Below are 765 nucleotides of genomic sequence, written 5' to 3' on the forward strand. Positions count from 1 at the left end.
GGGGAATGTTTATAAAAGATAGTAACATAGTTGTTTAATCTTATTCAACTAAAGCACCTGTTTGTTAAACAAGGGGCGCTTTAATTATAGAGCCGTTAACTTTTGAAACAAAGGTATGTAACCTCCACTAGGTCCATAAGCAACCCCAATCTTTTCCCATCCATATTTTTCATAATATTCTTTAAGATCTGAAGTAAGATAAAGAAATTTGTATCCTCTTTTTGCCGCTTCTAGAAGTCCATGATTCAACATTTTTTCTCCTAGAGAGTTGCCCCTAAATTTTTCATCTACAAACAAACATGCTAGCCAGGGGCTCAAATCCTGACGACTATTTAGATCATTACGAATTAATGCATAAATTCCGATAATCTTATCATCTACTTTTGCAACGTAAAAACTTGGTATGTCATTTGGATTATTTAAAGCATTAATCATACAATCTTCGTAAAAAGCACGCCCACCTTCTTCACCCCATTCTTTCCAAAAAACATCTATAGCCTTATTAAATAAGTCATCCTTCTTTAGTAATTGAATTATTTCCATAAAGCTATCATCCCCAGAGTATTATTTAATAATTGTAGAACAAACCAAAATTAGTATTTTTCAATTATCTATATTTTATCTATGTAATCAGCTATAATTTCCTTACCCTAGAATATAGGGTTTTAAATATTTATTCTCTCAATTTATAAAAATTCCTTCTTAACCATACCTGCCTCGTTAGTGACATAGGTAATGTTTTTCATTTTTAAACAACTTTATTAT

The 765-nt window shown here is 30.7% G+C and carries 1 protein-coding gene; it reads right to left on the reverse strand.

The window, feature by feature from the left end; all coding sequences use genetic code 11:
- Positions 1-84: 84 nt before the first annotated feature.
- Positions 85-543, reverse strand: coding sequence for a GNAT family N-acetyltransferase (locus DN403_RS30910; RefSeq protein ID WP_149186138.1), 459 nt, complete (start codon positions 541-543; stop codon positions 85-87).
- Between the last annotated feature and the right edge of the window lie 222 nt (positions 544-765).

This window comes from Bacillus sp. AY2-1 (assembly GCF_008368965.1).
Lineage (GTDB): Bacteria > Bacillota > Bacilli > Bacillales > Bacillaceae_G > Bacillus_A > Bacillus_A thuringiensis_S.